16 protein-coding genes and 1 tRNA gene are annotated in these 17,285 nt (G+C 42.4%); 11 read left to right on the forward strand and 6 right to left on the reverse strand.

The features are described 5' to 3' along the window. From sufC to pncB, 7 genes are read left to right on the forward strand one after another with little or no spacing between them, the layout of a single operon-like run. The gene (gene sufC / locus R2S08_RS10255; RefSeq protein ID WP_316835093.1) at nucleotides 1–765 is read left to right on the forward strand and encodes a Fe-S cluster assembly ATPase SufC; all 765 of its coding nucleotides are present in this window, start codon (nucleotides 1–3) and stop codon (nucleotides 763–765) included. Between the two features lie 26 nt (nucleotides 766–791). Beyond that, nucleotides 792–2,102 (forward strand): Fe-S cluster assembly protein SufD, encoded by a 1,311-nt coding sequence (sufD, locus tag R2S08_RS10260; protein ID WP_316835094.1) that lies wholly within the window; start codon nucleotides 792–794, stop codon nucleotides 2,100–2,102. Next, nucleotides 2,102–3,346 carry a cysteine desulfurase gene (locus R2S08_RS10265; RefSeq protein WP_316835095.1) on the forward strand — a complete coding sequence of 415 codons (1,245 nt, stop codon included), beginning with the start codon at nucleotides 2,102–2,104 and terminating at the stop codon, nucleotides 3,344–3,346. Before sufD ends, R2S08_RS10265 begins: the two co-directional genes overlap by 1 nt. Next, complete coding sequence (locus tag R2S08_RS10270; protein WP_316835096.1) at nucleotides 3,346–3,792, forward strand: SufE family protein; 447 nt, start codon at nucleotides 3,346–3,348, stop codon at nucleotides 3,790–3,792. The genes R2S08_RS10265 and R2S08_RS10270 overlap by 1 nt, the downstream gene beginning before the upstream one ends. 3 nt (nucleotides 3,793–3,795) lie before the next feature. Further along, nucleotides 3,796–4,110, forward strand: coding sequence for an iron-sulfur cluster assembly protein (locus tag R2S08_RS10275; protein WP_133780436.1), 315 nt, complete (start codon nucleotides 3,796–3,798; stop codon nucleotides 4,108–4,110). Between the two features lie 17 nt (nucleotides 4,111–4,127). Beyond that, nucleotides 4,128–4,592: an Rrf2 family transcriptional regulator gene (locus R2S08_RS10280; RefSeq protein ID WP_316835097.1), complete on the forward strand. Its 465-nt coding sequence runs from the start codon at nucleotides 4,128–4,130 to the stop codon at nucleotides 4,590–4,592. 8 nt (nucleotides 4,593–4,600) lie between these two features. Next, nucleotides 4,601–5,788: a nicotinate phosphoribosyltransferase gene (gene pncB / locus R2S08_RS10285; RefSeq protein ID WP_316835098.1), complete on the forward strand. Its 1,188-nt coding sequence runs from the start codon at nucleotides 4,601–4,603 to the stop codon at nucleotides 5,786–5,788. 77 nt (nucleotides 5,789–5,865) lie between these two features. On the opposite strand, the gene R2S08_RS10290 is transcribed toward pncB, so the two are convergent. The 5 genes from R2S08_RS10290 to R2S08_RS10310 form a co-directional block, all read right to left on the reverse strand. Next, nucleotides 5,866–7,416: a glycoside hydrolase family 28 protein gene (locus R2S08_RS10290; RefSeq protein ID WP_316835099.1), complete on the reverse strand. Its 1,551-nt coding sequence runs from the start codon at nucleotides 7,414–7,416 to the stop codon at nucleotides 5,866–5,868. 46 nt (nucleotides 7,417–7,462) lie between these two features. Then, nucleotides 7,463–7,909: a cytochrome c gene (locus tag R2S08_RS10295; protein ID WP_316835100.1), complete on the reverse strand. Its 447-nt coding sequence runs from the start codon at nucleotides 7,907–7,909 to the stop codon at nucleotides 7,463–7,465. A 9-nt stretch (nucleotides 7,910–7,918) separates the two neighbouring features. Further along, a complete protein-coding gene (locus R2S08_RS10300; RefSeq protein ID WP_316835101.1) occupies nucleotides 7,919–9,199 on the reverse strand; it encodes a PQQ-dependent sugar dehydrogenase in 1,281 nt (426 codons plus the stop codon). A 125-nt stretch (nucleotides 9,200–9,324) separates the two neighbouring features. Further along, on the reverse strand, nucleotides 9,325–10,347 hold the full coding sequence (locus tag R2S08_RS10305) for a WD40/YVTN/BNR-like repeat-containing protein (protein ID WP_316835102.1): 1,023 nt from the start codon (nucleotides 10,345–10,347) through the stop codon (nucleotides 9,325–9,327). Beyond that, a complete protein-coding gene (locus R2S08_RS10310; protein ID WP_316835103.1) occupies nucleotides 10,348–10,779 on the reverse strand; it encodes a DUF2147 domain-containing protein in 432 nt (143 codons plus the stop codon). A gap of 114 nt (nucleotides 10,780–10,893) precedes the next feature. On the opposite strand from R2S08_RS10310, the gene R2S08_RS10315 reads away from it, so the two are divergent. The 4 genes from R2S08_RS10315 to R2S08_RS10330 all read left to right on the forward strand — a co-directional run bounded on the left by R2S08_RS10315 (nucleotide 10,894) and on the right by R2S08_RS10330 (nucleotide 16,057). Beyond that, complete coding sequence (locus R2S08_RS10315; RefSeq protein WP_316835104.1) at nucleotides 10,894–11,472, forward strand: NAD(P)H-dependent oxidoreductase; 579 nt, start codon at nucleotides 10,894–10,896, stop codon at nucleotides 11,470–11,472. A gap of 295 nt (nucleotides 11,473–11,767) precedes the next feature. Continuing rightward, complete coding sequence (locus R2S08_RS10320; protein ID WP_316835105.1) at nucleotides 11,768–13,057, forward strand: NUMOD1 domain-containing DNA-binding protein; 1,290 nt, start codon at nucleotides 11,768–11,770, stop codon at nucleotides 13,055–13,057. A gap of 98 nt (nucleotides 13,058–13,155) precedes the next feature. Further along, nucleotides 13,156–13,228 (forward strand) — tRNA-Thr (locus R2S08_RS10325). 774 nt (nucleotides 13,229–14,002) lie between these two features. Next, a complete protein-coding gene (locus R2S08_RS10330) occupies nucleotides 14,003–16,057 on the forward strand; it encodes a beta-L-arabinofuranosidase domain-containing protein (protein WP_316835106.1) in 2,055 nt (684 codons plus the stop codon). A gap of 50 nt (nucleotides 16,058–16,107) precedes the next feature. Here the strand turns inward: R2S08_RS10330 and R2S08_RS10335 are convergent, their stop codons facing one another. Then, entirely contained in the window at nucleotides 16,108–17,277 is a 1,170-nt protein-coding gene (locus R2S08_RS10335; protein ID WP_316835107.1) for an aldose epimerase family protein, read from the reverse strand. Nucleotides 17,278–17,285 lie beyond the last annotated feature (8 nt).

Here is a 17,285-nt window from a genome sequence, read left to right on the forward strand (position 1 = left end):
ATGTTATCCATTAAAAATATACACGCAAACGTAGAAGGTAAAGAAATATTAAAAGGCATCAATCTGGAGATCAAACCAGGAGAAGTACATGCCATTATGGGGCCAAACGGTTCGGGCAAGAGCACACTGGCTTCTGTACTGGCTGGAAGAGAAGAATATGAAGTTACTGAAGGCGAAGTGCTTTTTTCAGGAAAAGACTTGCTGGAACTTTCTATTGAAGACCGCGCACGTGAAGGTTTGTTCCTTGCTTTTCAATATCCAGTTGAAATTCCTGGCGTAAGTACCACCAATTTTATCAAAGCTGCTGTGAATGAAAAGCGCAAATACCAAGGCCTGGAGCCTTTGGATGCGGTCTCATTTCTTAAAATGATGAAAGAAAAGATGGCCATGGTAGAAATTGGCCAGTCTCTGCTCAGCCGATCCATTAATGAAGGATTCTCAGGTGGGGAGAAAAAAAGAAATGAAATTTTCCAGATGGCTATGCTGGAACCTAAACTTGCCATCCTGGATGAAACTGACTCAGGCCTGGATATTGACGCTTTACGTATTGTAGCTAATGGCATTAATAAACTGAGAACACCAGAGCGCTCCATTTTATTGATCACCCACTACCAGCGCTTACTCGATTATATCCAGCCAGATTTTGTACACGTATTGTATAAAGGCCGTATCGTTAAATCAGGAACAAAAGAACTTGCTTTGGAACTGGAAGAAAAAGGATATGATTTCATTACAGAAAGCATTGATCAGTCTGCAAATGTCTAAGCTAAAAACCATTTAAGATCAAGACGATGACGAATGTAAATTATTTCAAAGATCAGTTTAGTGCACTCCAGGCCTCGGATCCAAATGACCTGCTATCGGAAATTCGCAAAGAAAACTTCGATACTTTTAACCGGTCCGGCCTGCCTACATTGCGACAAGAAGAATGGAAATACACCAATATCAGCAGCTTATTCGACAAAGACTATGAATTTGCAGCGGATCAGGAAATTTCTCCTTTCCTTCTTTCATCGCTGGAAGAAATGCGGATAAAGGGCCACCAGGATGCTAATGAACTGGTTTTCCTGAATGGTCGTTATGTCCCTTCTTTATCTGAGGTCCGTTCTCCGGAGTCTCAGCTGGTGGTATTGCCATTAGAAGAGGCTATAAAAAGCAAATACAAAACGCTGGTTGCCCTGCACCTTGGACAAAGCAGCGGTTATATAAAGGATGGTATCCATGCCCTGAATACTTCATTTATTCAGGGAGGGCTCTTCTTATATATCCCTAAAGGGCAGCAATCGCAACACCCGGTCTATATTTATCACCTTTCAGACGCAGGACAACAGCATACTTTGTCGCAGCCAAGAAGTCTGGTCTATGTAGAAGCGCAGGCTAAATTTCAACTGGCAGAGACCTACAAAACACTAGGTACTTGTGAGAGCTTCATTAATGAAGTTATGGAAATTGTGGTGGAAGCAGATGCTTTTGTAGAATACTACAAGATCCAGAATGATGGATCTAATGCCCACCAGACCAATACCACTCACATCAGACAAATGGAAAAAAGTCATGTACATACGGTGGTACTTTCTCTAAACGGCGGAATGGTGCGGAATAACCTGAACCTGGTTATGGATGCCCGGGGAAATGAGACACATCTGTATGGCCTCTCTTTACTTAGAGGCAAAACTCATGTAGACAACCACACCATGATTGACAATAAAATGCCGGATTGTTACAGCAATCAACTCTACAAAAGTGTTGCTGATGATGCCTCCACCAGTATTTTCAGCGGAAGGATCATTGTTCAGCCAGACGCACAGAAAACCAATGCTTATCAGTCCAGCAAAAACATCCTGTTATCTGAGCAAGCCAGTATCAATGCCAAACCGCAGCTGGAAATCTTTGCAGACGACGTGAAATGCTCACATGGCTGCACAGTTGGACAGCTGGATGAAGAAGCACTTTATTATTTAAGGGCCAGAGGGATTCCAAAAGAAAATGCAGAGGTTCTTTTACTGCATGCTTTTGCGGCTGATATTATTGACCAGATCAAACTGGAACCTTTACAGAAACATACAGAAAAACTGATCAACGAACATTTATCCCTTTCCTAATGAAAGCACCAAATTCTATACCTGAGGTTCTGGATGTGGCTTCCATCCGAAATCAGTTTCCCATCCTGAACAGGCGGGTCAAAGAAAAGCCATTGGTTTACCTGGATAATGCAGCAACCTCGCAAAAGCCCCAGTCTGTAATTGATGCCATCAGCGATTATTACACCAATTATAATGCGAACATTCACCGGGGTATCCATACCCTGGCTGAAGAGGCAACCTTGGCTTACGAAGCGACGCGACATGCAGCACAGGAATTTATTGGAGCTGCTTCTCCAGAGGAAATCATTTTCACAAGGGGAACCACAGAAGGGATTAACCTTGTAGCTTACACCTGGGGACGTCAGCATATTATTCCTGGCGATGAAATCCTTATTTCCGCAATGGAACACCATTCTAATATTGTTCCCTGGCAAATCCTCTGTGAAGAGAAAGATGCCGTTTTAAAAATCATTCCTGTAAATGACCATGGAGAGTTGTCTATGGAAGCTTATATGGAATTGCTTAATGAAAGAACCAAGCTGGTTTCCATTGTACAGGTATCTAACGCCCTTGGAACGGTCAACCCTGTTAAAGAGATGATCAATGCAGCCCACAAGGCTGGCGCCAGGGTATTGGTTGACGGTGCACAGTCGGCGGTACATCTGGATATAGATGTACAGGATCTGGATTGTGATTTCTTTGCCTTTTCAGCTCATAAGGTGTATGGCCCAACAGGTATAGGTGTGCTGTATGGCAAAAAGGAATTGCTGGACAGCATGCCCGTTTTTCAGGGTGGCGGGGAGATGATCAAAGAAGTGACTTTTGAAAAAACAACCTATAATGATCTTCCTTATAAATATGAGGCCGGCACACCAAATATAGCAGATACCATCGCCTTCAAAACCGCTTTGGATTTTGTAAAAGAAACAGGCAAAGCAGCCATTAGAGAACATGAAAACAATTTGCTGGATTATGCCACGGCACAGCTACAACAAATCCCCGGACTTCGGATCATTGGCGAAGCCAAAGAAAAAGTAAGTTTAGTCTCTTTTGTTATAAAAGACATTCACCCTCAGGATATTGGCATCATTCTGGACAATATGGGCATTGCTGTACGAACCGGCCATCATTGCACTCAACCCTTGATGAAGCGTTTTGGAATTCCGGGTACGGTAAGGGCCTCTTTTGCCCTATACAACACCAGGGAGGAAATAGACATACTGATCAATGGTTTGCAGAAGGCCATAAAAATGTTATCGTAATGAACGAAAAATCCATCATAGAAACTGAGCAGGAGATCATAGATGATTTCTCTTTATTTGATTCCTGGGAAGATAAATATGAATATATTATTGACCTGGGGAAAAAACTGCCGCTCCTGGAAGAACAGTATAAAACAGAAGAAAACAAGATTAAAGGTTGCCAATCTACAGTTTGGCTGGTGGCCAACTATCGGCAGGGGAAGGTCTTCTTTAAAGCCGACAGTGATGCAGTTATTGTTAAAGGCTTGGTCAGTATGCTGATCACCGTTCTTTCCGGACATCAGCCAGAGGAGATTATTGCTGCCAGATTGGATTTCATCAGGGAAATCGGAATGTTTACCCATCTGGCGCAAACCCGCTCTAATGGTTTACTTGCGATGATAAAACAAATGAAAAATTATGCGATTGCTTATAAAACGATCCAGGGAATAGAACAAAAGCCATAGATCATGGATAAAGAAGAATTAAAACAAAAAGTAATTGATTGTCTGCAGACCATATATGATCCGGAAATACCCGTGAGCATCTATGAACTGGGGCTCATTTACGAAACCGATATCCTTCCGCCATTAAACAATGTGCAGATTGTGATGACACTGACAGCTCCCGGATGCCCGGCGGCACAGTCTATTCCACTGGAAGTGGAACAAAAGATTAAACAGATTGAAGGTGTGAATGAGGTCTCTGTAGTGGTGACCTGGGATCCACCTTGGACCAGAGATATGATGTCTGAAGCTGCACAGCTCGAATTAGGAATGTTATAGCACATAAATAAATTACCATGAAGATCACAGCCCAGGAAGAATATGGCCTGCGGATATTACTCCGCATTGCCAGATCGGACAGAGAGGAGGGACTAAGTATTCCTGCCATCAGCGAAGCAGAAGGCTTGTCTTCAGCCTATGTAGGCAAATTGACACGTATTTTGCGTTTATCAGGTTACATTAATAGTACGCCGGGTTATAAGGGTGGTTATGTACTGGCCCGCGATCCGGAACAAATCAACATCAATCAGGCTTTAAAAGCACTTGGCGGCTCTTTATTTGACAAAAGTTTTTGTGAAGAATATCCAGGTGCAGTTAAACTGTGTACCAATTCTATAGATTGTTCTGTACGTTCCCTTTGGCAAATGATACAACTTACAGTTGACCAGTTGCTGGATAAGGTTTCTTTACAGGATCTGATCAGTCCGGAACAGGAGTCTGGGTTCCTGCTCAAATCTATTCTGGAACAGAATTTGAAATAGATTTATCTATGCATACACCTCCGTCTCCCGCTTTCACGTCTATTTTAGACAATGATTTTTACAAATTCACCATGCAACAGGGCGTTATTCGACTGTTTCCTGGTGCTAAAGCCCGATATCAGTTCATCAACAGAGGAAAGCACCTCTTCCCAGTAGGCTTCTCCCAGGCTCTGAGAGCGGCTGTTGATGCTATGGCGCAACTGAAGCTAAGTAAAGAGGAAAAGCATTTTCTGCAGATAACCTGTCCCTATCTTGATCCCGTTTATCTGGATTTTTTAGAAGGATACCGCTACAATCCTGAGGAAGTGCGCATTGAGCAGCATGGAGAGCAGCTGGAGGTACATATTGAAGGTCTTTGGTACAGATCCATCTTATGGGAAGTACCGATCATGTCTTTAATATGTGAACTTTACTACACCATGACCGGTGCTGTCCGCATCAGCAACGAAGAAGTCATGGAGGTGACCAGAAAGAAAATTGAAAAATATAAAGCTTTAGGGGTGACGGTTGCAGAATTTGGCACCCGCCGGCGCTACTCTTACCAGGTACATCGCCTGGTGCTACAGGCTTTAAAAGAACATGGGGAAGGCTCTTTTATCGGAACCAGCAATGTGCATATGGCCATGTTGTATCAAACTAAACCTATTGGAACACATGCTCATGAATGGTTCATGTTTCATGCGGCCCGTTACGGCTTTAAAATGGCCAATGCCACCGGGTTGGAAAATTGGGTCCGCGTGTACCGTGGCGATTTGGGTATTGCCCTCTCAGACACCTATACTACAGAGGTCTTCTTTAAGCAGTTTGACAAGATGTTTTCAAAGCTCTTTGATGGCGTAAGGCACGACAGTGGAGATCCGCTTCAGTTTGCAGACCAGGTTATCGAGCATTATAATAAACTGGGTATTGATCCTAAAACAAAGGTTATTATTTTCTCTGACGGGTTAAATTACGATAAGGCGGCACGCATTGCCCGTTATTGCCAGGGGAAAATCGGCCTGTCTTTTGGCATAGGAACGAACTTTACTAATGATGTGGGACCTGAGGCGATGAATATTGTGATCAAAATGACACAAGCCCAGCCACAAGATGGAGAATGGACAGATGTGGTGAAACTTTCCGATGAGCATGGCAAATATACGGGAAGCGAAAAAATGATTGGCCTGGCCAAAACCATACTTGAAATCAAGGAATAAATATTCTAAATTTATAGGCCCTGTTCTCAGGGAACAGGGCGAAAAACATGAAGATCTACCAGCAGAGTTTAAGATGATTACTGCTTTTGGGGAATAACCAAGGTACTTTTGACCAACTCAATATTTTTGCTTTTATGATCGGCCTGTACAAAGCTGGAAGCAATTCCTTGTGCATTTACCCTGGAGATAACCGCGCTGTTTACGTCTTCCAGCCTGATTATGGCTGCTGCACCGCTTGTATAGGGAATATTCCAGTCTTTCAATAAAATATCTTTGCCATCTTCGCAAACAAAGGCGGGCCTTAATTCATTACTGTCCAGCTTAAAAGAGATATTTATCAGTTTTAAACCTTCTACATGCCTGGTCCAAATTCCATAGGCCGGAATTGTTGGCCCAAAGGTTTTTACTTCGGGATACTGATCGACCGCTTCAGGAACCTTCCACTTCGCATGTTCTGCCGTACCCCCACCTGCAAGGGCAATATCAATATTTTCCAGGGTTATATTTTTCACCGGGTGTCCGGGAATCCCTGTAATCAGTATACCAGAAGCTGGCGTGAGTTGCGCTACGGCCGAGGCTTTGGCTTTCACGTTTCTAATGGTTACATTTTCTAAAGTACCTGTTTGTTGCTGTACATCTGTTTTTTTTCTGAATACACTCAACCTGGAGCCCAATCGGATCAATATGGGTGTTTTCACCTCCACCATAGTCATATTAGAAATCTCCACGTTGCGCAGATGTGCACCGTCTACTGTAAGTAATTTAATCCCACCATTACTGGTATTATAAATATAACAATCAGAAATTCTGATGTTTTCAAAGGCCGCCATAGATTCTGTTCCCATCTTAATGGCCGCCTGATTACTTTTCAGACGCAGACCAGAAACCTGTATATTGCTGCAGGCCATTTTACTGGAGGTTGTTTTGAAGCATAGCGCATCATCTCCGCTTTCGATATCACAGTTCTGAATTTTAACATTCTGACAGCCATCAATATCAATCCCATCATTATGGGCCACTCCATAACTTACAATCTTTACCTTATTGATGCTAATGTTCTTACTTTGAAAATAATGAGAGGTCCAGGCGCCCGCATATTGCAGGGTAATGTCCTTGAGCTGGACATCTGTACAACGTACAACCCTCAGCAAGAATGGCCTTCTTCCCCATCGTTGTCCTTCAGGGCGGGTATCTTTTAAGATATGACGTGCTTTAAGTGCGGTGCCCTGGCCGTCAATAACCCCTTCACCTGCTATTCCTATATGTTGCACATCAATTGCGGCAACCAGGGCCCAGCCTACATCTATGCCCAATCCTTCGGTAAAAGGATCCAGGTTCTTATAATCTTCTATTGCTGTACTCCCCAGAAGCACAGCCCCCTTTTGCAGATACAGGGTAACATTATCTTTTAAGGCAATCGTACCTGAAAGAAATTGACCTGCTGAAAAAATCACCTTACCGCCGCCAGTCTGATTACACTGATCGATGGCTTTTTGTATGGCATCTGTATTCAAAGTGGTTCCATCCCCCACCGCACCGCACTTCGTCACATACACATCTGCAGCAAAAACAGCACTGCAACTTAAAAGAATCGCTGCACAGGTTACAGTTCTCACTAGCTGATGCATAATTCGCGTTGGTTTGCGGACGTAGGGCATTAACATACTTTTGAGTCTATTTTTTATTTTTGGCCCGGACTGCTTTTACTTCGAGTGCAGAAATTCCACTGGCTTTATTGCCAAAACTGTTCCTGATGTAAGACAAAACATCTGCAATTTCCTGATCTTTTAAAAAATTGTGCGGCGCCATGACATTCGTATAGCTCTCTCCATCAATATCCACATTCTGCGAAAAACCGTTCAGGATGACTTTAATCAACCTGGTTTTATCGCCCAGTACATAACTTGTACCATTTAGCGGCGGGTTCATATTCTGTACGCCTCCTCCGTCGGCCATGTGGCAGCTTAGACAATACTGGCCATATATTTTATTCCCGCTGGCCATCACTGCAGCAGAAACCTTGGTAACTTTAGCTGCTCGTTTGGCTTTACTTTTAGTTTGGGCAGACAATTGAAGTCCTCCCATAGTGAGGAGCACTATGATCGTTAAAATTCTCTTCATTTATTATGACTATTTCTTTGTATAGATAATTCGGTAAATGGTACCCTTGCTGTCATCGGTTACATATAAAGAGCCGTCAGCCCCTTGTGCAAGCCCGCACGGACGGTGGTCTGCTCTTCCGGCAGCAGCCTTTTCTGGTGTTCCGGAAAAATTATCAGCAAAGATTTCCCAATCTCCGGATGGTTTCCCGTCTTTGAAAGGTTGAAACACTACAAAATAACCTTTTTGCGGCTCTGGCGCCCGGTTCCAGGAACCATGGAAAGCAATGAATGCACCATTTTTATATTTTTCAGGGAACATTTTACCTGTATAAAACAACAATCCATTTGGTGCCATATGACCTGGATAGGCTACCGCAGGATCCAGATATTTAGCATCTGCTTCTTTTTTCTTATCGCCTCCGTACTCGGGAGCTACAATTTTTTTATGCTGGATCTGATCGTAATATAGATATGGCCATCCGGCATTGTCTCCCTTTTTCAGTGCATACAGGCATTCGGCAGGAAGTTCTGCAGATTCTTTGACATCATACAAAGCTGGCCAGGAACTGTTGAGGTTATCTCTGCCGTGCTGCATCACAAACAGCTGGTTATTTTGCTGGTTCCAGTCTAAGCCGACAACATTTCGCAAACCTGTCGCGTACCTGATCCCATCTCCATAGCTCTGGCTTAGCTTATTGGCCTTAAATTGCCAGATACCACCTGCTGAGTCGAGTATGGGACAGCCGGGCATTCCTGGAGATTGATATCCCCTGTCCTGTACCTGGCAGGAATTAGAATAGGCACCTATATTTACATAGAGATTTCCATCATTGTCCAGCACAAGTGACTTGGTCTCATGCTGACGTCCCATCTTTAATCCGGTTACAATTTTTTCCGGCTGATCTGGGTTAAGCACCACATTTTGATCATTTAATTTATACCTGAATACTTCCTGGTTGGAGGAGGCGTATAAATAACCATCCTTCAGATAGATCCCTGTACCTCCATAATTACCAAAACCACCCGTGAGCTGGGCTTTTCCATCGCTGTTCTCATGCAGTTGCAAAATGCCTTTTCCATCCTTTGGCTTCGCCAGTTTTACATAGATATCCCCTTGTGGGGTAACCACCAGGTGCCGGGCTTTTGCGCTCGTTTCTGCTACCTTTAACGCTCCAAAGCCCTCCGGTAGTTTCAAGCCTGCATTATCGGGATCAGCTTTCACACCCTTGTCAGATTTCAGGGCATAAAACGAAGCCACTGAAGTGATCAAAGTGGCTGCCAGCATATACTTTAACAAGTTACGGTTCATAATTATTTTTTAAAAAAACCTGGTTGTCCGCTGAAACGGACCCTCAGGTAATTGAACATCTAATTGATTAATTAATTGAGATATATTATTGAATCAAATTGGCTAACTATTCAATGATATTGTTATTATTTACCAGTTGATTTCAGGCGATAAATAAGCCCATTATTGCCTGCTAGTAAAATAAGGCTGCCTTTTTTTGCTTTACCAACTGCATTGAAGTTAAGATCTGACAAATGAAGCCAGTTCTTTCCGCCATCTTTGGAGAAGTCTACGCCTGAAGTACCAACAGCCACAGCCTGTACAGCGTCAATATAAGCCACTCCGGAGCGGAAACCGGAAACCGGCGTAACAGGTTTATTCCAGGTTTTACCCCAGTCTTTGGTGAGCAGTACATTATTGGGGTTCTCTTTGTCCTTTTGGTAATCTCCACCAACAACCACTCCTGTTCCGTTTTCGTTAAAATCCACAGAAAATGAGCCGGTACTGGTTCCCCCTTGTAAAATCGGGCATGGGTATCTTTTCCAGGTATACCCTCTATTATCTGAATAATAAATATTTGCACTTGTTCCACCTGTGGCAATCCATACTTTCTCTTTGCCCAATGTACGGATAGAAGTGCCACTGGCTGCAAAGCCAGCTTCCCCCGGCGCCATATCCATATTCAGATGATCCGAGACGTCTTGCCAGTTGAGCCCTCCGTCCCTGGTCTTAAGCAATTGCAAACGGTTGTGGATCGGATCGCCAAATGCAATTCCATTTTTTTCATCCCAGAAACCCATACCGTCCAGAAAGATGGCACTGTCTATATTTTTATAGTTCTCTTTCCATGTCTTTCCACCATCCACTGTTTGTAGAACAAATGCTGGAGAACCGGCATTCATCACAATGGCTTTGAATTCATCAAAAGCTTCAATATCCCTGAAATCGAGTTTTTCATAACCGGCAGGTTTGATCCATTGCCAGGTCTTGCCACCATCAATTGTTTTCCCTATGGAGCCATTACTCCCACTTACCCAGGCTACCCGGTCAGAAACCACAGACAATCCTCTTATGCTGGTGTTTGTGCCCGAATTTAAAGGCAGAAAATCATACTTCTGCGCGAGCAGGGAAAAAGGAAGACAAAAAAAGAGAAATACGAATGCCCTCATCTATTTAAACCTTTTCCAGACTTCGGTCCTGCCAATCAGCGAAATACCAATATATCCACGGATATTCAGCTGCCCGTTGCTTTTCTCGGTGATATTACAACTATAGGTCTTTCCCGATTTTGGGTCATAAATTTTACCATCTGTCCATTTACCATCTTCGTAAACAAAATCTCTTAACAATTCCAGGCCCATAACAGGCTTCGATTTTAAATCAGGATCCGGATTTTTGATATCGGTTTTATTCGCTCCTTTTTCATCTTTAGGATCTTTCAGCCAAACAATCTTTCCAAAATATTTTTCATTCTTTTTGAAGATCTCTATATGAGCCTCACCCGACGCATTTACCCATTGTCCAAGAATAGCGTCTTTATTTTGCGAAAACCCTGAAAAAGAAATCGCAGTAAATAGCAGCAAAATTGATAGATATTTCATACAAGTATAGATTATAAGTTTACCTAAAGTAATAAAATCACCCCAGATAAAAGAAAGTTTTATCCTATTTCAAAATGACTGCTGATTTCTTTATCATTGCGCAACACGAAATCAATGAACAGCAAGAAGAACATTCTGGCCATCTGTGGAAGCACCAGAAAAAACTCGTCCAACCTTAATCTGATCAGGTTTATTGCACGGCAATATGCAGAAATTTTCAATTTTTTAATTTTTGAAGATTTGGCTGATCTTCCGCATTTTAACCCGGAACTGGACACGGAGCCCGGTCCTAAAGCCGTAAATGATTTCAGAAATCTGATCAAAGCAGCCGATGCGGTTGTGATCTGTACGCCAGAATACGCTGTTGGCGTTCCCGGATCTCTTAAGAATGCCATTGACTGGACAGTTTCCTCTATGGAGTTTTCTAAAAAACCAGTATTACTCATTACAGCTTCAACTTCGGGACACTATGCACATCAGTCTCTCTTAGGTACTTTGTTGATTATTGAATCCCGTATCACGGAAGAGAGCCAACTCCTGATCTCTTCTATCCGTACAAAGGTTAATGCCGGGGCGGAAATTACCGATCAGCTGACTTTAGAAAAGATCAGTAAGGCCATCAGCGCACTTGAAGACATGATCAAAGACCACACGTATGCAATGATCTACCTTCCTCCTCCTCTATTAAATTAATGCATTCCGTAGAATGTAAACATATTTTTACAAAAAAATAATGACTAAACATACGGTGTATACATAGGTAAAAACAAGTACAAAATTTTCCTAATTCTATAAAAACAGCTTTTAAGTACAAAAAAAGGTGTCGTTTAGTAATTATATTTCAAATAGAACAACCTTATTACTTCTTGAGTTTAATATTTTTTTCAATTAAAAAAAGTAACATTTATACAATAAGTTCATCTAATTCGTTATTAACAGGAAAAACTTTCTGATATTTAAATCACTAACGCTTAAGACTGTTTGAAAAATGACGCATCAACATGACTACCATTACCAAAACTTTTCCCTAGATCATTTACCAGGAGAACTCTGGAAAGACGTTCCCGGATTAGAAGGCTATTATCGAATTTCCAATCTCGGCCGTATCTGCAGATTGGAATGGGAAGGTAAAAACAAAAGAGGTTATTATCATTTTAAACCTGCAATGATGATTAAACCTATTGAACGAAGAAACTGGAACGCTTTTGTAAAGGATTATCGTAAATCCCTGAGTGTTGTCCTGGTTAAAGAGAAAAAACTACATAACTTTAGCCTGGCCAGACTGGTTTATTTCTGTTTTAATGAAGAATTCGACCTGAGTAACAAAAATCTGTACATTTTGGCTAAAGATGGAGACCCGCTCAATGTGAGTTCGGAAAATCTGATTCTTGGCACTTCAAAAGATAAAAATGCAAAGATGGAAGCGGCAGGACGAAGGGCTGCTCCGTTTAAAAAGCTAACATCGGAAAACAGAAAACAGATACAGGAAAAAATAAATGCGATTAAAGAGGAGAAAGGTGTTTACCGCATCAGCCGATATTCTTTAAGCGGAAAATTATTGGAAACTTATCCAAATGCAAAAGTGGCCGCTGCTGCCATGAAAACCAGTCAGGGTCATTTATCTGCGGCTGCACGTGGAAAGAGTAAAGATTCCGGTAGCCTGGTAACGGCATGTGGTTATCTTTGGAGGCGCGGCGCTCCGGCCGAAATCGATGTTCAGGCGCTGATTGAAAACAAATCTTTAGGTGCTTCTCCCCTGATCAGCCAGCAAAAACGGATGGGACAGTATGACTTTACGGGTAAACTGATCAATACCTTCAGTACGATCAAGGAAGCTGCAAGGATAGTAAAGGTACATCCGGGTAGTATCCAAAGGGCCATTACCGGAAAAAGAATGAGTTGTGGTGGCTTTCTATGGAGAAGGGGTATCAAACCGAAAATCCAGGTAAAACACCTGACACAATCGGCTTCTTTCAATTCAAGGTTATCTCCGGAACTTACACAGGTTTCGCAGTATGATCTGGATGGAAAGTGGATAAAAACCTATGCGACTGCGGCTATTGCTGCCAGGACAACAAAGGTGGACGAAAGCGATATTTACAGAGTAGTTAAAGACAAAGCTGTTTCGGCTGGTGGTTTTTTATGGCGTTCCGGAAGTAACCTCAGAATAGACATTAATGCCCTTCGTAAGCATCCGCACTTCAAAAGATCTGGCCTAGAGAAACACATGAAGAAAAAGAGAGAACGAAGCTTACTTGAAATGGCACAAAAAGATTAAATATTTTTTGGAATAAAAAAAGAAAATTTTACATTTGCGCTCCTGTTGGTAAAACAGGAGCATTTTTTTTTTAAATGCATTCATTGATTTAATTAAAAGCCTTCTTAGCTCAGCTGGTAGAGCAACTGACTTGTAATCAGTAGGTCATTGGTTCGATCCCGATAGAAGGCTCTTTAATTTCCTCCCCAAATCCCCTTATTATTTATATTTTCTGTAAACTATTTACCAAACAAAGGTTTAAGATGGGGTGAATTTCTCAAAAAATTCTGTACAGCTGCTTCAAGGCTAACGATATCAGGTCCGCTGAAGAAGCGGACAGATCTCTGAGGCCTTTCCGCAGCGTACGAGAATTTTTTGTAGCAAATTGCAGAGGAGGGAGGTGATCCGGACTGGATGCAAAATGTAGCAAATTGCAGACGAAGGAGGTGATCCGGACTGGATGCAAAGATAGAAACCTTCTACCGGGCTGGATCTTGTCTGGCGCATATCTGGCTGGGGTTTTGTTGGGCTAGGGTACCTTTTATCCCAACAAAACCCCAGCCAGACCTCAATCTGAGAGCACCTTTCTCCCCTACTACCGCCCAACAACACAACCCTACACCTTGTTTAACAACAATATAGATCAATATCACTATATCAAGCCTTTCTGCACCATACATGGTCACCACCCTCCTCTGCAATTTGCTAAGGAAAATTCTCGTACGCTGCGGAAAGACCTCAGAGATCTGTCCGCTTCTTCAGCGGACCTGATATCGTTAGTCTTGAAGCAGCTGTACAGAATTTTCCACGAAATTCACCCCCCAAAATTCACCCCCCAAATTCTCTTCTTAACGTTTTAAACATTGATACGATTTGATGATTTTTTGATAAAATACAACGAATCTCCTGTACGAAAACTAAAGTAGCTTAGCCTGACACAAAGAAAACTTAACCAATTATAAGATTATGAGAAAAGGTTTATTGATGATGGCGCTACCATTGCTTCCTTTATCTGTTTTTGCCCAGGTAAAAAAACAAGCACAGGCACTTCAGGTCAGCGTCGTCAAAGCGGACAATCAGCAACACAATTCATTTTATGTAAATAACAAACTACCCCTTCAAAACCAGTACTTCACTAAACTTCCGGTTGGAAGTATCCAGGCAGGAGGGTGGTTAAAAAAAGCACTGGAATTACAACGTGATGGCCTGACCGGCAATCTCGGGGAAATCAGTATCTGGCTCTCTAAAGAAGACAATGCCTGGTTAAATAAAGAAGGCAAAGGAAAGTACGGCTGGGAAGAACTCCCCTACTGGCTGAAGGGTTATGCCAACATTGGCTATATGCTCCAGGATGAAAAAATGATAAAAGAAGCCAAATTCTGGATAGATGCTGTGCTCAACAACCAACGGGATAACGGAGACTTTGGCCCGGCAGTAGAACGCAATGGAAACCGGGATCTGTGGACCAATATGTCTATGCTTTGGTGTCTGCAATCCTATTATGAGTACTCCAAAGATCCAAGAGTCATTCCTTTTATGACCAGATACTTCAAATATGAACTTTCAGTTCCCGACAACAAATTCCTCGAAGATTACTGGGAAAACTCAAGAGGTGGAGACAACATAGCCAGTGTATACTGGCTGTACAACCGCACCGGAGATCAATGGCTTTTGGATCTGGCAACCAAAATTGACAAAAATACCGCAAACTGGCGCCAAGCTCATCAGTTACCAAATCTTCACAACGTAAACATTGCTCAAGGCTTCAGAGAGCCTGCAACATTTGCGCTGCAAAGCCACGACCAGAAGGATATAGAAGCAACTTACCGAAATTTCAAGCTGATCAGAGAAGAATATGGACAAGTTCCCGGAGGCATGTTTGGTGCCGATGAAAATGCACGCAAAGGTTATAATGATCCCCGTCAGGCTGTTGAAACCTGCGGACTGGTAGAACAAATGACCTCAGATCAAATGCTCCTGGGTTCTACAGGAGATACCTTTTGGGCAGAAAACTGCGAAGACGTCGCTTTTAATACCTTTTCAGCTGCCTTTATGCCGGATTACAGATCTCTGCGTTACCTTACCGCACCCAATATGGTAGCCAGCGACAGCAAGAACCATAAACCCGGTATAGATAATGAAGGTCCTTTTCTGATGATGAATCCCTTTAGCAGCCGCTGCTGCCAACATAATCATACAGCAGGATGGGTTTATTATGCAGAAAACACCTGGATGGTCACACCAGATAATGGTTTGGTGGCACAACTCTATACAGAAGGAGCAGTTACGGCTAGCGTTGGGAAAGGAACTACTGTTCAGCTTCTGGAAACAACAAAATATCCTTTTGAAGACCAGATCAGTTTTACCGTAAAAACACCTGCAGAAGTCCACTTCCCATTATACCTCAGGATACCTTACTGGTGTAAGAACCCCTCTGTAAAAGTGAATGGACGCAACATTCCGGCCGACCTCAGCCATGGAAATTATATCCGTTTGGAAAATACCTGGAAAGAAGGAGACCAGATCGCTTTACAATTACCAATGCAGTTGACGACCAGAGAATGGAAAGAAAACAAAAACAGCATCAGTATCAATTACGGACCACTCACCTATTCCTTAAAAATTGAAGAAAATTATGTACCGCGAGACAGTAAAGCCACTGCCCTGAATGATTCTGGTTGGCAGGCTGGTGCAGATCCTGGCAAATGGCCATCTTATGAGATATTTCCAAAATCGGCCTGGAATTACGGTCTGCAAATTGATAAAGAACATCCGGAGCGCTCTATAAAAGTGATTCGCAAAAGCTGGCCAAAAGACAACAATCCTTTTACCAATTCAAATGCACCAATTGAATTAAGAATAAAAGGCAAACAAATTAAAGGCTGGACAATGGATCAGTACGGTTTATGTGGTCTGCTTCCCTTAAGCCCTGTTAAAACAAATGAACCAGTATCAGACCTGACACTGGTTCCTATGGGAGGCGCAAGATTAAGAATATCTGCTTTTCCTGTCGTGGAGTAAGAAGGTCATTTCTTCATTCCGGGCCGGGCCGGAATGAAGAAATATTTGTTCTATTGTGCCACAGTAAACTTATAGGTAGAAACAGAATTGTACTTTTCCCCTGGCTTTAGTACCGTTGAAGGAAAAGATTTTTGGTTCGGACTGTCTGGAAAATGCTGGGTTTCCAGGGCAAAAGCGGTCCTGAAGTTGTCTTTATGATTTCCTTTCATGGTATTTTTACCCTGCATGAAATTACCGCTATAAAATTGCAGACCGGGCTGATCCGTATAAACACTCATTACTATGCCGCTCTGATCTCCGGTAACTACAGCAACAGGCTGATCAGGAGTATGAGAATTCAATACAAAATTATGGTCATAACCTTTACCATTTTTCAATTGATCATTTAAAGCGTCTACACGATCCCCTATAGTTTTGGCCACGGTAAAATCAAATGGCGTTCCTTTAACCATGGCAAGTGTACCTAGCGGGATCAGTGTAGAATCTACTGGTGTATATTTATCCGCATTAATTTTAACCAGGTGCTTTAATATCGTACCGCTTTGTTCTCCGTTCAGGTTAAAGAAGGCGTGATTGGTTAAGTTCACGATGGTGTTTTTATCTGTAACTGCCTCATAACTTATTTTGAGGGCATTATCATCAGTCAGGGTATAAATTACTTTCAGATTTAAGTTACCTGGAAAACCTTCTTCCATATCTTTAGAGAGATAAGTGAGTTCCAGACTTTGTTTATCCTGGACTTCTGCCTCCCAAACGACATCCTGATAGCCTTTCTTACCTCCATGTAAAGTATTTGGTCCATTATTGGTAAATAAGGTATATACTTTTCCATCCAGGGTAAATCTGCCTTTAGCAATCCGGTTGCCATACCGTCCAATGGTTGCCCCGAAATAAGGTTCTGTCGATTGTTGATATCCATCCACGCTATCAAATCCTGCAACAACATCTACCAGATGTTGATTTTTGTCGGGCACGAGCAAACTCACGAGTCTTCCTCCATAATTGGTGATCAACGCTTTGCAGCCACTGTTGTTTTCCAGCGTATACAGATGAACCTCTTTGCCATCTATTTTCTTTTCAAAAGCTTTTGTGGAAATGATGCCCGAATCCAGATCTGTTGCCGTATGCCCTCCATGATTTGAGGAAGATTTGCAAGATGCTGTAAAGATCAGCGCTGCAAGGAGCAATGGAGAGGCATTGTATTTTAAATAAGTTTTCATCAACAATC

The organism is Pedobacter nutrimenti, from assembly GCF_032678445.1.
GTDB lineage: Bacteria > Bacteroidota > Bacteroidia > Sphingobacteriales > Sphingobacteriaceae > Pedobacter > Pedobacter nutrimenti_A.

Excerpts from the sequence above, each read along its gene's own strand:
- R2S08_RS10280 (WP_316835097.1), top strand. The coding sequence starts at position 4,128 with ATGAAGATCACAGCCCAGGAAGAATATGGCCTGCGGATATTACTCCGC.
- R2S08_RS10335 (WP_316835107.1), bottom strand. The coding sequence starts at position 17,277 with ATGAAAACTTATTTAAAATACAATGCCTCTCCATTGCTCCTTGCAGCG.
- R2S08_RS10305 (WP_316835102.1), bottom strand. The coding sequence starts at position 10,347 with ATGAGGGCATTCGTATTTCTCTTTTTTTGTCTTCCTTTTTCCCTGCTC.
- R2S08_RS10330 (WP_316835106.1), top strand. The coding sequence starts at position 14,003 with ATGAGAAAAGGTTTATTGATGATGGCGCTACCATTGCTTCCTTTATCT.
- pncB (WP_316835098.1), top strand. The coding sequence starts at position 4,601 with ATGCATACACCTCCGTCTCCCGCTTTCACGTCTATTTTAGACAATGAT.
- R2S08_RS10320 (WP_316835105.1), top strand. The coding sequence starts at position 11,768 with ATGACGCATCAACATGACTACCATTACCAAAACTTTTCCCTAGATCAT.
- R2S08_RS10295 (WP_316835100.1), bottom strand. The coding sequence starts at position 7,909 with ATGAAGAGAATTTTAACGATCATAGTGCTCCTCACTATGGGAGGACTT.
- R2S08_RS10290 (WP_316835099.1), bottom strand. The coding sequence starts at position 7,416 with ATGCATCAGCTAGTGAGAACTGTAACCTGTGCAGCGATTCTTTTAAGT.
- R2S08_RS10275 (WP_133780436.1), top strand. The coding sequence starts at position 3,796 with ATGGATAAAGAAGAATTAAAACAAAAAGTAATTGATTGTCTGCAGACC.
- R2S08_RS10300 (WP_316835101.1), bottom strand. The coding sequence starts at position 9,199 with ATGAACCGTAACTTGTTAAAGTATATGCTGGCAGCCACTTTGATCACT.
- sufC (WP_316835093.1), top strand. The coding sequence starts at position 1 with ATGTTATCCATTAAAAATATACACGCAAACGTAGAAGGTAAAGAAATA.
- R2S08_RS10315 (WP_316835104.1), top strand. The coding sequence starts at position 10,894 with ATGAACAGCAAGAAGAACATTCTGGCCATCTGTGGAAGCACCAGAAAA.
- R2S08_RS10310 (WP_316835103.1), bottom strand. The coding sequence starts at position 10,779 with ATGAAATATCTATCAATTTTGCTGCTATTTACTGCGATTTCTTTTTCA.
- R2S08_RS10265 (WP_316835095.1), top strand. The coding sequence starts at position 2,102 with ATGAAAGCACCAAATTCTATACCTGAGGTTCTGGATGTGGCTTCCATC.
- sufD (WP_316835094.1), top strand. The coding sequence starts at position 792 with ATGACGAATGTAAATTATTTCAAAGATCAGTTTAGTGCACTCCAGGCC.
- R2S08_RS10270 (WP_316835096.1), top strand. The coding sequence starts at position 3,346 with ATGAACGAAAAATCCATCATAGAAACTGAGCAGGAGATCATAGATGAT.